Annotated in this window: 9 protein-coding genes; 8 read left to right on the top strand and 1 reads right to left on the bottom strand. The window is 59.6% G+C overall.

Annotation, left to right across the window (positions count from 1 at the left end; genetic code table 11):
- Positions 1 to 73: 73 nt before the first annotated feature.
- The gene (locus V6L81_RS16860) at positions 74 to 1,429 is read right to left on the bottom strand and encodes an MATE family efflux transporter (RefSeq protein ID WP_095020714.1); all 1,356 of its coding nucleotides are present in this window, start codon (positions 1,427 to 1,429) and stop codon (positions 74 to 76) included.
- Positions 1,430 to 1,639: 210 nt separating this feature from the next.
- Here V6L81_RS16860 and V6L81_RS16865 point away from each other — a divergent pair, with 210 nt between their 5' ends.
- The 8 genes from V6L81_RS16865 to V6L81_RS16900 all read left to right on the top strand — a co-directional run bounded on the left by V6L81_RS16865 (position 1,640) and on the right by V6L81_RS16900 (position 13,662).
- Entirely contained in the window at positions 1,640 to 2,323 is a 684-nt protein-coding gene (locus tag V6L81_RS16865; RefSeq protein WP_016780653.1) for a response regulator transcription factor, read from the top strand.
- The gene (locus tag V6L81_RS16870; protein WP_095002838.1) at positions 2,301 to 3,689 is read left to right on the top strand and encodes a HAMP domain-containing sensor histidine kinase; all 1,389 of its coding nucleotides are present in this window, start codon (positions 2,301 to 2,303) and stop codon (positions 3,687 to 3,689) included. The genes V6L81_RS16865 and V6L81_RS16870 overlap by 23 nt, the downstream gene beginning before the upstream one ends.
- Before the next feature lie 550 nt (positions 3,690 to 4,239).
- The gene (locus V6L81_RS16875; protein ID WP_095039033.1) at positions 4,240 to 6,063 is read left to right on the top strand and encodes an ABC transporter ATP-binding protein; all 1,824 of its coding nucleotides are present in this window, start codon (positions 4,240 to 4,242) and stop codon (positions 6,061 to 6,063) included.
- A gap of 669 nt (positions 6,064 to 6,732) precedes the next feature.
- On the top strand, positions 6,733 to 7,542 hold the full coding sequence (locus V6L81_RS16880) for an energy transducer TonB (RefSeq protein ID WP_095002840.1): 810 nt from the start codon (positions 6,733 to 6,735) through the stop codon (positions 7,540 to 7,542).
- 53 nt (positions 7,543 to 7,595) lie between these two features.
- The gene (locus V6L81_RS16885) at positions 7,596 to 8,300 is read left to right on the top strand and encodes a MotA/TolQ/ExbB proton channel family protein (protein WP_095002841.1); all 705 of its coding nucleotides are present in this window, start codon (positions 7,596 to 7,598) and stop codon (positions 8,298 to 8,300) included.
- Positions 8,300 to 8,701: a biopolymer transporter ExbD gene (locus tag V6L81_RS16890; RefSeq protein ID WP_016780647.1), complete on the top strand. Its 402-nt coding sequence runs from the start codon at positions 8,300 to 8,302 to the stop codon at positions 8,699 to 8,701. The genes V6L81_RS16885 and V6L81_RS16890 overlap by 1 nt, the downstream gene beginning before the upstream one ends.
- Before the next feature lie 220 nt (positions 8,702 to 8,921).
- Positions 8,922 to 11,648: a TonB-dependent receptor gene (locus V6L81_RS16895; protein WP_095018633.1), complete on the top strand. Its 2,727-nt coding sequence runs from the start codon at positions 8,922 to 8,924 to the stop codon at positions 11,646 to 11,648.
- Between the two features lie 136 nt (positions 11,649 to 11,784).
- Positions 11,785 to 13,662, top strand: a complete 1,878-nt coding sequence (locus V6L81_RS16900; protein WP_095002843.1) for an extracellular solute-binding protein — start codon at positions 11,785 to 11,787, stop codon at positions 13,660 to 13,662.
- The last annotated feature ends 1 nt before the right edge of the window (position 13,663 follow it).

Consider the following 13,663-nt stretch of genomic DNA (forward strand, 5'->3'; position numbering starts at 1 on the left):
CGGGCAGGCTCGCCGAACCGGCATGGATGCCGGTAGCGCCGGATATAGACCCGGTATCCGGCTTGGCCACAACTCAAACCAGCCGTTGTATCTGCTTATGCCGCCACACGAGTCGGTAATAAGCCGTCTGTAGCACCAGCATGGCCACATAGGTCACCGGGAACGCCATCCATACGCCTTGCAGGCCAAAGTGCGCATCCAGCATATAAGCCGCTGGCAGCTCGATGCACAGCACGCAAAAAATCGTGATCGCCATCGGCACCAGCACCACGCCACTGGCCCGCATGATCCCGCCGATCACTGCCTGGAAGCCAAACACCAGCACGCTCCACAGCATGATATGCAGCAAGTGCTCAGCCCGTACCCGCGCCTCGACATCGGTGATGAACAGGCCCAGCAACCAGTGCGACAGCACATAACCGAGCACCACCAGGGCACCGGTCAGGCACAGATTGATCAGCAAACCAGTGCGCAGGATCGGCCCGATACGCTCGATGCGTCCGGCACCAATGGCCTGGGCCCCGAGGATCGAGGCGGTAATGGCAATCGACAGCGCCGGAAACTGCACATAATTGACGATCTGGGTCACTGCGCCATAGGCCGCCGTAGCCTGGGAACCGTGACTGTTGACCAGCGCCAGAATCACCAGTTCGGACAGCGACAGCACCACCATCTGCACCCCGGTTGGCAAGCCGATGCGCAGCACCTTGCCCAGGATCTCGCGGTTCAGGCGCAGCGCGGCCCACAGTTCACGGTCAGGCGCCATCACATGTTTTTTATGACGCAAGCGCAGGACCAAAAACAGCATTGCCAGTACGTTACCCACCAGCCCTGCATAGGCCGCACTTTGAATGCCCAAAGTTGGCAAACCGCCCCAGCCCAGGATCAGCGCAGGGGTCAGCAGCAACCCCACCACCGTGGAGACCATCAGCGCCAGCAACGGCGAAACCGTATCGCTGACCCCACGCAAAATCTGGGTAAAGAGGATAAAGACCAGCAGCAACGGCATGATCAGCATCATCACCCGGGCATAGCCGACGGCCTCTTCCAGCACGTCAACCGGGGTGCCCAACGCCAGCAGGGCCGGGCGCGCCAGCAGGCTGCCCAGCACCGCGGCAACCAGGCCGATCACCGCGCCAAGGGTCAGGGTTGCCCCGGTGATCTGCTTGACCAGTGCGGTTTCCCGCGCGCCCCAGGCCTGTCCGATCAGCACCGAGGCACCGGCGCCCAGACCGATGACCAGGGCGATAAAGAAAAACACGATGGGAAACATCCCCGACACCGCAGCCAAGGCCTGGGTGCCCAGCAACTGGCCAACGTAAATCCCGTTGAGGGTGCCGGAAAAGCTCTGCAGGAAATTGGACAGGACCATCGGCGCCAGGAAGATCAGGTAGATCTGCCATAGCGGCCGTTGTGAAGGGGTATGCATGGAAAGTGAGTCCCGGAAAATAACGACGTGGGGTTATACCGCATATGTAACTTAATATTGAAGCCAATCCGCCCTCCTCCAAAGCCCCGGGCAATGGCCTTAGATCTGACTTTTCTAACAGCTGGCTGAACATGAAGAAATATTAAGAAACGTTTCAGCTTTTTCGAGGCAAAATGTGCTCACCGATAAAAAAGACCATCAGGTGGCGGTATGACCCGTATTTTGACCATTGAAGACGATGCCGTAACGGCGAAAGAAATCGTGGCGGAACTGACCAGCCACGGCCTGGAGGTCGATTGGGTCGCCAATGGCCGGGAAGGTCTGGTGCGCGCAGTCAGTGGCGACTACGACCTGATCACCCTCGACCGCATGCTTCCCGAACTGGACGGCCTGGCGATTGTCACCACCTTGCGCACCATTGGCGTGAGCACACCGATCCTGATGATCAGCGCCCTTTCCGATGTCGATGAGCGCGTGCGCGGCCTGCGGGCCGGGGGCGATGACTACCTGACCAAACCCTTTGCCAGCGATGAGATGGCGGCCCGCGTGGAAGTACTGCTGCGGCGCAAAAGCCCGGCCGACAAATACGAAACCTCGCTGCGCGTCTCCGACCTGGAGCTCAACCTGATTACCCGCGAAGCCAGCCGCAGCGAACAACAACTGAGCCTGCTGCCCACCGAGTACAAGTTGCTGGAATTCCTGATGCGCAACACCGGGCAGATCCTCTCGCGCATGATGATTTTCGAGGAAGTCTGGGGCTATCACTTCGACCCGGGCACCAACCTGATCGATGTGCACATCGGTCGTCTGCGCAAAAAAATCGATCCGCCGGGCCAGGTGCCTCTGATTCGCACTGTTCGAGGCTCGGGTTATGTCATTGCCGAACCCCTCTAAGGGCTGGCGTTCTTCCAGCAGCCGGCTGCTGGCGCTGTACAGTTTTCTGTTTGTGGCCTGGAGCTGCATCCTGATGGGAGTGCTGTATTACGAAGTCTCGGACTACCTGGGCAACCTGGCCAGACACTCCCTGATGCAGCGCCAACACCTGTTTGCTCGCTTTGAGGGTGAGCAACTCGACGAAGCGCTGGCCACCAGCATGACGTTCGATTTGCGTACAGTGGATGCCTATGGCCTGTTCGATGCGCAACACAGGCCGTTGAGCGGCCCGATCCAGACCATCCCTGCCGGGTTGCCACTGGACGGGCAGATCCATGCCTTGAGCACCTGCATTGACTCCGACGACCCCAATCTACCGCAAGACAGCTGCGATGCCGTAGCCACGCACACCAATGACGGGCGCTGGCTGGTGCTGGTGCGCGATAACGGCTCATTGTTTGCCGTAACGCGGATTATTCTGCATGCGCTGTTCTGGGGTGTGTCGCTGACCATCATCCCCGGTATTGCCGGCTGGCATTTGTTGCGCCGCCGCCCGCTGCAGCGCATCCGGTCGATTCAGGCCAGTGCCGAAGCAATTGTCGCCGGCGACCTGACCTACCGTCTGCCGCTGTCCAACCGCCGTGACGAACTGGACATGCTGGCCGCCATCGTCAACGCCATGCTCGATCGCATCGAACTGCTGATGCACGAGGTCAAGGGTGTGTGCGACAACATTGCCCACGATTTGCGCACCCCGCTCACCCGCTTGCGCGCCCAGCTGTACCGGATGCGCCAGCAAGCCGTCGAGGGCTCGGCCGAGGCGTTGCAGCTGGACGAAGTGATCGGCGAAACCGACACCCTGATGGCACGCTTTCGCGGTTTGTTGCGCATCTCGGAACTGGAAGATCATCAGCGTCGTTCCGGTTTCCTGCAACTCGACCCGTTGCCTCTGTTGCAGGAGCTGTACGATTTTTACCTGCCGCTGGCTGAAGAGGGTCAGGTGACGTTGACGCTCGAAACGCCAGCGGCCTTGCCTGGCCTCACGGGCGATCGGGCCTTGTTGTTCGAAGCCCTGTCCAACCTGCTGAGCAATTCGATCAAGTTCACCCCGCCCGGCGGCGAGGTGATCCTGCGGGCGACCGACGACAATGGCAGCCCGCTCATCGAAGTGCTCGATACCGGCCCCGGCATCCCCGAGGCCGAACGGGTGGCGGTGTTCCAGCGCTTTTACCGGGTTGATGACAAGCACAGCGGCTTTGGCCTTGGCCTGTCCATCGTCGCCGCCATCGTCAACCTGCACGGCTTCAGCCTGGAGGTGAACAACCGCGAGAGCGGCGGCGCCCGGCTGACCCTGCATTGTCGCCAGAGCCTGATCAATCCCGGCTGACCGCGTTGCCTTTAATCGCGAGCAAGCCCGCTCCCACATGGACGATGCACATCCTGTGGGAGCGGGCTTGCCCGCGATTGGGGGGCACCACGGTGCTCCCGCAAAAAACAATCCTCTGGCTCGATAGACACAACTTGGCACACTTTTTTCTTGTTATTTGCCGTTCGCAGTTTTTTCTCTGGAATCACAGCTTCCAGGGGGTGTAACCGCACCAGTTGCGAACAAGGGCGGTATAGCCGTCCATATTCAGTGCAAAGACCGACCAAAAGTCGCGTCAATGACCCGCTGTCATAAGGAATAACAACGATGTCTGATGTGTGCACGCCAACCCTCTCCCTGCATTCCCCCTATTTTTGTGCCTTGCGCCTGCGCGGCCAGAACGCCTGTCCAGGCACTGACACTTAGTCTGCCCAGCCTCTGAAGCCCCGCCTTGTGCGTACGGGCGACGGATAGCCACCTCCTGTTTTTCTGCGTACCCCCTGCTTGGCCGCCCTTTAAGCAAGTGCGGCAGAAGCGGCTCTTTTGGCATTGTTTACAAGACAGGTATGTCATGTCCGAATTTGACGCTATAACCGTTCCTCCCAATCGGCCGTGGGCCCTGGTATGGCATTACATCCGCCTGTATCCGCGCTGGTATTGGGGTATTACGCTGCTGCAAGTCGGCGCGGCGATGGCTGCCACGTTGATGCCCTACGCCATTGGCCGCATCACCGGCGCGGTCAGTGAAGGCGCCTGGCAACAAGGCGACCTGTTGCAGGCCAGCCTGCCCGCCCTGGGCCTGCTGTTCGCCCTGGCAGTGGTGCAATTGCTCTGTGCCAGGGGTGCCACGCTGTGCATGATCATGGTCAGGCCCCTGCAGAAAATTCGTATCGTGCGCGACATGTTTGCCTATCTGCAGCGTCACTCGGCCCGTTATTTCGGTGAACACTTTGCCGGTAGTCTGGCCCACCGGATCAATGAAGGCACCATCGGCCTGCTGGAAATCACCTGGCTGCTGATCGTGGAAATGCTGCCGATTGTCGCGGTGCTGGTCACCAGCCTGGTCATGCTGACCCTGGCTTCGCCCTGGCTGGGCCTGGGCCTGCTGGTCTGGGTAGCGGCGTACACCTGGCTGGCGTATCGGTTGTCGCTCAAGGCACAAAAACTCGCCGCCAGGCATGCCAGCGCGCGCAGCCTGACCACCGGCAAGATTGTCGATGCGGTGGGCAACCTCAACAGCATCCGTCTGTTCGCCCGCCAGGATTACGAACTCAACTACCTGAACCGCTACCAGATCGAGGAAAAACAGGCCGGACAACGCTCCTTCTTCTATCAGGAAAAGGTCCGCATGCTGCAGGACAGCCTGGCCATTGTGTTGCGGGTGGGGCTGGTGGCCCTGGCGCTGTACTTGTGGCATCTGGGCAAGATCGATGTGGGCCAGTTTGTCATGGTGGCCACCCTGGGCCTGATGATCGTGGCGCAATGCAGCTTTTTGAGCATGCAGTTCATGCATTTTTTCGAGTGCATCGGCAATATCGAGAGCAGTATCGATACCCTGCTGCAACCCCATGAAATGCCCGATCAGCACAGCGCCCAACCCGTCAATATCGAGAAAGGCGCCATCCGCTTTCGCGATGTCAACTTCGGCTATAGCCCCGACAGGCCGATCTTCAAGCACTTCAACCTGGATATTCGGGCCGGGCAACGGGTGGGTATTGTCGGTTTGTCCGGCTCGGGCAAATCAACGTTGCTAAGTTTGCTGTTGCGTTCGTACGATCCCCAGGGTGGCAAAATTGAAGTGGACGGCATCGATATACAGGCCATGACCCAGCAGTCGCTGCACACCCATATCGGCTTGATCCCCCAGGAGCCCGGACTGTTTCATCGATCCTTGCGCGAGAATATCGGCTATGGCGATGTGCATGCCGGTGACGCGCAAATTATCCTGGCCGCCAAGCGCGCCCATGCCCATGAGTTCATTCTGCAAATGCCCGAAGGGTATGACGCCCTGGTCGGTGAGCGCGGGGTCAAGTTGTCCGGTGGTCAGCGCCAGCGTATCGCTATTGCCCGGGCACTGTTAAAGAACGCGCCCATCCTGATACTGGACGAAGCCACCGCCAGCCTTGATTCAGAAACCGAAAGTCTGATTCAGAACAGCCTCGATGACATCATGTCGGACAAAACCGTACTGGTAGTAGCTCATCGCCTTTCAACTATCGCCCATCTCGATCGCATTGTTGTATTGGACAAAGGGCAGATTGCCGAAGATGGCACTCACCACCAACTACTGGAACGTAAAGGCCTGTACTACCGACTTTGGCAACATCAGTCCGATGGATTGTTGAGTGAACAAGATGAACTGAAAGATGACTTGCCAGTCACGGAAAAAGCGTAACAGCCCCTCCCCCCATATTATTCAGTTGCTTTTCCGCAACACTAACTGCCTGGTACGTTTTACGTTATTACTTGATGATAGTTGCCTATAAGCACCTGCCCACCGACATTCGGCTGGCCGGTGCTTTTTTATTTGCCATCGGTAACATCGAGGGGGTGCGCTCCCTGATGGCACACGCTTCCCAGCCTGCCAGCCATAGGACCCGACAACTGCACTGTTAGTTGGCAGTCACTGTTCACGTTGGTGCACTCTTTTATTACACCCGCCTGCGATTGCCTGATTGTCAGACAATGACGCCGTATCATTCATTCAACTAAGCCCCTTACTTTGTGCGACGCCTTAGTTCATGCCCCGTCATTATCCCTTGCACTATTACTCTGGATGAAACCTGTCACACCCTTATTAAATAAACCGCCATCACCCTACATTTCCTGCGCTGTTGGCATAGCTGTTGCTTTACCTAACTTAACGGAACTTTACAAACCTCCAGACACCGTACCTCTTGATTCAACACAAGGAATACACATGACATTCTTGCCCTCCCGCTTTTGACACACCGTAATAAGTGTTTTCCTGCACTTATTACACAACCGTTAAACAAACAGTTCTCGTCCCTGCGTGCAAGGGCGAACGGAGCCTTATTGCCCTTCATTTAGTCGAGGGACTTTTATGAGTGACGAGGTAAAGAATAAAACGCGGTCTGCCCCGCTGCTCGACGCCGAACGAGTACAGCAGTGGACCCATATTCCCCATGTAGCCAACACCTCGACACCCGCAGGCCTGGTTACATCGCGGGCGTTGTTGCTGGTGGGCCTGGTTGCCCTGCTGCACGCAGGCGCCTGGTGGGTCATGCAGCAGGCCAAGGCCGAGCCCGTGGTCACGCCGCCCGAAATTCCGGAAATGACCGTCGAACTGACCAGCCCGGCACCACCGGCGCCACCCGTGGAAGAGCCGCCACCGCCACCGCCGCCGCCAGAACCCGAAGCTCCACCCGAGGACGAAGATGCGGTGAAGGAGCCGCCAAAACCGGTGGAAAAACCCAAGCCCATAGAAAAACCCAAACCGGTGGTCAAGCCCAAGCCGGTGCAAAAACCGCAGCCGGTCAAGTCCGCCCCACCGGCGCCAGCTGCTCCGGCGGCACCGACTGCGCCAGCAGCACCCGCGGCGCCTGCCGCAGCACCGGGTCCGGTCAAGGAAACCGCAGCGGTATCGGGGCTCGCCAGCCTTGGCAACCCGCCGCCCGAGTACCCATCCCTGGCCTTGCGACGCAGTTGGGAAGGCACTGTGGTGCTGCGAATCAAGGTACTGCCCAACGGGCGCGCCGGGACGGTGGAGGTCACCAAATCCAGCGGTAAACAGGCACTCGATGACGCGGCTGTAGAAGCCGTACGCAACTGGAAGTTTGTCCCGGCCAAACGAGGGGATACCCCCATCGAAGGATTTGCCACCCAGACCATCTCTTTCAAATTGCCGGAATAACCCAGCCGGGTGCCGACACTAACTTTTATTTAGCCGCCGTGTGAGGTGTAACCATGAACGAGTCTATGTCTTCCATGATTGTCCCCGGGGTGCTCTGGGCACTGGTGCTGTTTTCGGTGGTGAGCTGGGCCTTGCTGCTCATCAAGTCATCGCAATACCTGCGCCAGAAAGCGCAAAACTCGCAATTCAGCAAAGCCTTCTGGGCAGCCCCTGACCTGCTGACGGCGGCCGAACACGCCAGCCAGTACCCCGGTGCCCTGGCCCGCATCGCCAACAGTGGTTTTGAAGCCATGATTGTTGATGACAGCCCGCGCACCACCCAGCAACTGGCCCACACCATCAACCGCTCCGATCGTCTGGAGCGCAACCTGCGCCAGCAGATCCAAAAAGAGCGCCGCGCCCTGGAAAGCGGTCAGGCGATACTTGCCAGTATCGGCAGCACCGCGCCCTTTATCGGTCTGTTCGGCACCGTGTGGGGAATCATGGAAGCGCTGCAAACCATCGGCGCAACCGGCTCCGCCAGCCTGGAGACCGTGGCCGGGCCCATCGGTCATGCCCTGATCGCCACCGGTGTGGGGATCGCGGTCGCGGTACCGGCAGTGCTGATTTACAACTTCTTCCTGCGTCGCCTCAAGCTGGCCTCGGCCAACATGGACGACTTTGCCCATGACTTCGACGCCCTCGCCCAGCGCAGCGCCTTTGCCATCGACCGTCAGGCCATTTCCAACAAGCGCACCCCAGTGCGGGAGGCAAGCTGATGTCTTTCTCAACCCAGGACAGTGACGAAGTACTCAGCGAAATGAACGTCACCCCGCTGGTGGACGTGATGCTGGTACTGCTGGTGGTGTTTATCGTGACCACGCCGATGATGACCAACGCGATCAAGATCAACCTGCCCAAGACCGACGCCGTGGCCTCGGCGCAAAAAAAGGACCCGGTGGTGGTCAGCGTTGACCAGGACGGCAAGTTCTACCTGGCCAAGAACGAAGTGGCCCCCGAACTGCTGGAAAAAAGCCTGCAGGACGTGAAGGCCCAGGACCCGGAAGTGCGCGTGCAGTTGCAGGCGGACGAAGGTGTCAACTACGGCCAGGTGGCCAAGGCCATGGCCTCCATTGAACGCTCGGGCATTACCAAGATATCGGTGATGACCGCCAGATGAAGCCCTCACCCCACCCCTCTCCCATAGGGAGAAGGCCAGGGTGAGGGGCTTTTGATCCTGATGTAACCACGCACCACCCACGCCGCGCAGGGGCTTTTGGCCCCTGCAGGGGAGCGGCTTGCTTGAAAAAAGTGTTTTGCCCGGGTCGACACAACCCAACTGGAGTCATGAGGGCTCACAAGGCCATTCCAATAAACGTCTGAATAAGCCGGAAATAACCATGCAGATGAAGAGTTCAGGTTTTACCCTCAAGCCGCTCGTTGCAAGCTTGCAGCGACACCGTTTTGTGCCGTTGTATCTGGTCGCTCTGGGGATGAGCGCGGGCCAGTTGCAGGCCGCCGAAGTGAGCACCACGGATGATTCGTCCGCTGCCGTCAGTGCGGCCACGGTCAGCACCGACAGCGCCGCAGCGCCGGCCACCACGCAACTGGACCGGGTCGAAGTGACCGGTTCGGCGATTCGCCGGGTGGATGCCGAAACCGCCGTGCCGATCACCATCCTGCGCGCCGAGCAGTTGCGCAACGAAGGCGTGACCACCACGGCCGAAATCATGCAGCGCGTGACGGGCAACCAGTCACTTCGCAACTCGGCCAGCTCCGTGGGTTCCGGTACCGGGGGGTCGACCTTTGCCGACATGCGCGGTATCGGTGCCAACAAGACCCTGGTGCTGCTCAACGGCCGCCGTTTGGGCAATAACGCCATTGACGGTTCTGCGGTAGACCTGAACACCATCCCGTTTGCCGCCATTGACCGCGTCGAGGTATTGCGCGACGGCGCATCGGCCTTGTACGGCACTGACGCGATTGGCGGCGTGATCAACTTCATCACCAAAAAATCCATGACCGACGGCACCCTGTCACTGGGCGGCGAAGGTGCAGATGCCAGTGGTGGCGGCGACAGCCACGATATCAGCGGTAGCTGGGGCTACGGCGATCTGGAAAAAGACCGTTTCAACGTCATGGCCGTTGCCGGCTATAACAAGCAAAACGCCTTGCATGCCAAGGACCGCACGTTCGCCAGTAACTACGAACCGGGCCGCGGTCTGGATCAGACTTCCGGCACGTCCAACCCCGCCAACTGGAGCCAGGGCAATATCAATACCAACCCGCTGGCGGCCAATGGTTGCAACGGGGCAAACCTGGTCCTGCGCCAGGGGCTATGCCGCTATGACACGCGCAACTATATCGACCTGCTGCCTGAAACCGAGAAGACCTCCTTTTTCGGCAAGGCGACCGGCAAGATCACCGATGACGACAACGTCAACCTGGAGTATTTCTGGGCCCGTAACAACAATGCCGTGGGTGTTGCCCCCGCACCACTGATTGGCGCCAGCATGGACCCGAGTTCGCCTTACTACCCGGGCAACGGCATAACCCCGGGCACCAGCGATCCGTCCTTCGACCCCTCGCAACCGATCGGCCTGAACTGGCGTGAAACCGCTGCCGGTGGCCGCCAGAGCAAAGACCAGAATACCAGCCAGCGCCTGGTATTGAGCTTCGATGGTGTGGCCAAGGGCTGGGATTACAATGTCGGTGCCTCGTACAACCAGAATCAGGTGAACTCCAGTGTGACTGGCGGTTACGCCAGCGACGCGGCCATGCTCAACGGCATTGCTGATGGCATCATCAACCCGTTTGGCCCGCAAACACCTGCCGGGCAGGCCTATATCGACGATCACCAATACCATGGCCAGTACATGTCCTCGGTGGGCCGGGTCACCGGTATCGACGGGCGCATGAGCCGTGAGATCGGCGACTGGTTCGGCGCAGGCCCGTCGGGCCTGGCGATCGGCGGTGAATATCGTCAGGAGAAGTTCCACCAGACCTTCGATGGTTTTGTCGCGGATATTTCCAGCCTCGGGGCCGACCCCGACGCCAGTGTCTCGGGTGACCGTAACGTCAAGGCGGTGTACACCGAGCTGAACGTGCCCGTACTCGACAGCCTCGAACTGTCAGCCGCCGTGCGTCACGACAAGTACAGCGACTTTGGCAGCACCACCAACCCGAAATACTCGTTCCGTTACCAGCCGGTCAAGGAGCTGGTGGTTCGCGGTGCCTACAGTGAGGGCTTCCGCGCACCGTCGCTGTACGAGCTGTACAACCCGCAGTACACCACTTACACCCAGGGCTACTACAACGATCCGCGCCTGTGCACCGGTGGCGTGGTGCAACCGGGGGGCAACGCCGGGCGCGATTGCGGCCAGCAGTTCCATAACCGCACCGGCGGCAACACTGAACTGTCCCCTGAAAAAGCCCGCAACGTGACCGTCGGTTTTGTCTACCAACCGGTGCGCAATCTGTCGATGGGCCTGGATTTCTGGTGGATCCACATCGCCAACCAGATTGCCGAGTTCCCGGAATCCACCGTCTTTGACGATCCGAACGCCTATGCCGACCGCTATGTGCGCAATGCCGACGGTTCGCTCAACTATGTACAGACCGGCCTCGCCAACCTGGGTGCTGTCAAGACCAGCGGTGTTGACGTGTCGCTGGACTACAAGTTCCCCAACACTCCCTACGGCCAGTTCGGCCTTGGCCTGCAAGGCACCTATGTGTCGCGCTATGACTACCAGACCACCATTGGCGGCAGCTACACCGACAAAGTGGGCGCGTTCAAGGATGACGGCATGGTCGCGCGCTGGAAACACGTGCTGAGCGGCACCTGGAACCTGGGCGCCTACCGGGCCTCGCTGGTCAACCGCTTCACCAGCGGCTATGACGACGCCGATCCGGACACCCACTCCCGTGTAGCGTCTTACACCTTGTGGGATATCTCCGGTGGCTACACTTTCAATAAGACCGTGGACCTGGATGCGGGGATCAAGAACATGTTCGACCGTAACCCGCCGTTCTCCAACCAGGCCTACAACTTCCAGAATGGCTTCGATCCGCGTTATGCCGATCCGATGGGCCGTACGTTCTTCGCCCGTGCCACCTATCACTTCTGAGCAACCACCGCTGCCGGCTCACTCCGGCTGGTAGCGGGTTAACTGCGAAATCGCGACCCCGCCGCATTTTAACGCGCAATGCGGCGGGGATTTTTCCAGGCAGTCGATGGTTCAACACGCGGTACAAGGAAGCCCAATGATGTCTGCATTTTTCCTGCCCCTGCTCCGTTCGCTGCTGGTGCCCGTGCTGTCCTGCGTGTGCCTGAGCGTCAACGCCGCGCCCGGCCATGCCCTGACGGTGTATGGCGAAGCGCCCAAATACCCGGCCGACTTCCAGCACTTCGATTTTGTAAACCCGAACGCGCCCAAGGGCGGTTCGCTCAGTCGAACATCGATGGAAATCGGTCAGTTCACCTACCTGTCGCCCTATATCGACCAGGGCACCGGTGTCGCCCAGGTCGATCAATGGGTGAATGCCCCCCTGGCCTTCCGCTCGCTGGACGAGCCCTATACGGTTTACGGGCTTGTCGCGCAGAAGATCGAGCGCGACCCCGACGGCCTGTGGGTGCGTTTCTACCTGAACCCCAAGGCCCGTTTCGCTGACGACACGCCGATCACCGCCCAAGACGTGGCCTTTACCTACGACACGCTGATGACCAAAGGCAGCCTGAGCTATCGCATGCTCTACGGCGAGGTCAAGGACAGGGTCATCGAAGGCCCGCTGCAGATTCGTTTCGACTTCAAGAACAACCAGAACCGCACCCTGGCGCTGGATCTGGCCAGTCTGCATATCCTCCCGGAACACTGGTGGAAGACCCGCGACTTTACCGCCGGTGGCGGCTACGAGCCACCGCTGGGCAGCGGTCCGTATTCGGTCTCCGGGGTTGACCCGGGGCGCAGTGTCACCTTTGCGCGCAACAAAAACTGGTGGGCCAAAGACTTGCCCGTCAGCAAGGGCCTGTACAACTTCGATAGCTTGAAAGTGATGTTTTACAGTGACATCGACGTGGCCCGCGAGATGCTCAAGGCCGGGGCATTCGATTACAACCGCGAGTTCTCCGCCACCGGTTTCAGCATCGGCTACGCCAGCCCGGTGCTCAGCGACGGGCGCCTGCAAAAAGGCGTGTTCGCCAAGGAAAAACCCAGTGCCGGCCAGGGGTTTACCTTCAACCTGCAAAACCCGTTTTTCCAGGATCGCCGGGTACGCGAGGCGCTGAGCCTGCTGTGGGATTTTGAATGGACCAACAAGCAGATGATGCGCAACTTCTATGTCCGCGCGCAGAGCTACTTCCCGAAAAGCGAAATGTCCGCCACGGCACTGCCCGACGCCCGTGAACTGGAGATTCTCGAACCCTTGCGCGGGCAGATCCCCGATGAAGTGTTCACCCAGGTTTACCAGGCGCCGAAAACCGATGGCAGCGGTTATATCCGCGACAAACAGCTGCAAGCCCTGGCGCTGCTCAAGGAAGCCGGCTGGACACCCAAAGACAACCTGCTGGTCAACGCCAAGGGTGAACCGCTGCGCTTCACCTTTCTCGACAGCCCCAGCGGCTTCGATCGCATGGTTTTGCCCTGGAAACGCACCCTGGCGCAGATCGGCATCACCATGGACATTCGCAAGGTCGACTCGGCGCAGTACATCAACCGCACCAATGCCCGTGACTACGACATGATGGTCGGCCAGTTCCCCCGCAGCGGCCAGCCGATCGTCTCGCCCGGCCGTGAGTTGTACGACATGTTTGGCTCACGCAGCGCCACCCAGGCGGGTGCTTCCAACAACATGGTGCTGCGCAACCCGGCCGTCGACAAGCTGATTGACGGGGTAGTCCAGGCCAACAGCCGCGAAGAGATGGTGCATTACACCCGCGCCCTCGACCGCGTATTGCTGTGGAACTACTACATGATCCCTCACTACTACTCGGTCGGCACCCCGACGGTGTACCTGAACCGCTTCGGCCAGCCCGCCAGGGAGGCCAAATTCGACGAAGGCCTGGACACCTGGTGGGAAGTCAGCAAAACCCCATTAACCAATGCTGCGTATGGCCAGGCCAACGCACAGCCGGAGGGTCATTGAG

Origin of the sequence: Pseudomonas bubulae (assembly GCF_037023725.1) — a bacterium.
Taxonomy (GTDB): Bacteria; Pseudomonadota; Gammaproteobacteria; order Pseudomonadales; family Pseudomonadaceae; genus Aquipseudomonas; species Aquipseudomonas bubulae.

What these genes read in the sequence shown, in the direction of transcription:
- V6L81_RS16895 (WP_095018633.1), top strand. Translation starts at nt 8,922, where the DNA reads ATGCAGATGAAGAGTTCAGGTTTTACCCTCAAGCCGCTCGTTGCAAGC.
- V6L81_RS16900 (WP_095002843.1), top strand. Translation starts at nt 11,785, where the DNA reads ATGATGTCTGCATTTTTCCTGCCCCTGCTCCGTTCGCTGCTGGTGCCC.
- V6L81_RS16880 (WP_095002840.1), top strand. Translation starts at nt 6,733, where the DNA reads ATGAGTGACGAGGTAAAGAATAAAACGCGGTCTGCCCCGCTGCTCGAC.
- V6L81_RS16870 (WP_095002838.1), top strand. Translation starts at nt 2,301, where the DNA reads ATGTCATTGCCGAACCCCTCTAAGGGCTGGCGTTCTTCCAGCAGCCGG.
- V6L81_RS16860 (WP_095020714.1), bottom strand. Translation starts at nt 1,429, where the DNA reads ATGCATACCCCTTCACAACGGCCGCTATGGCAGATCTACCTGATCTTC.
- V6L81_RS16885 (WP_095002841.1), top strand. Translation starts at nt 7,596, where the DNA reads ATGAACGAGTCTATGTCTTCCATGATTGTCCCCGGGGTGCTCTGGGCA.
- V6L81_RS16865 (WP_016780653.1), top strand. Translation starts at nt 1,640, where the DNA reads ATGACCCGTATTTTGACCATTGAAGACGATGCCGTAACGGCGAAAGAA.
- V6L81_RS16890 (WP_016780647.1), top strand. Translation starts at nt 8,300, where the DNA reads ATGTCTTTCTCAACCCAGGACAGTGACGAAGTACTCAGCGAAATGAAC.
- V6L81_RS16875 (WP_095039033.1), top strand. Translation starts at nt 4,240, where the DNA reads ATGTCCGAATTTGACGCTATAACCGTTCCTCCCAATCGGCCGTGGGCC.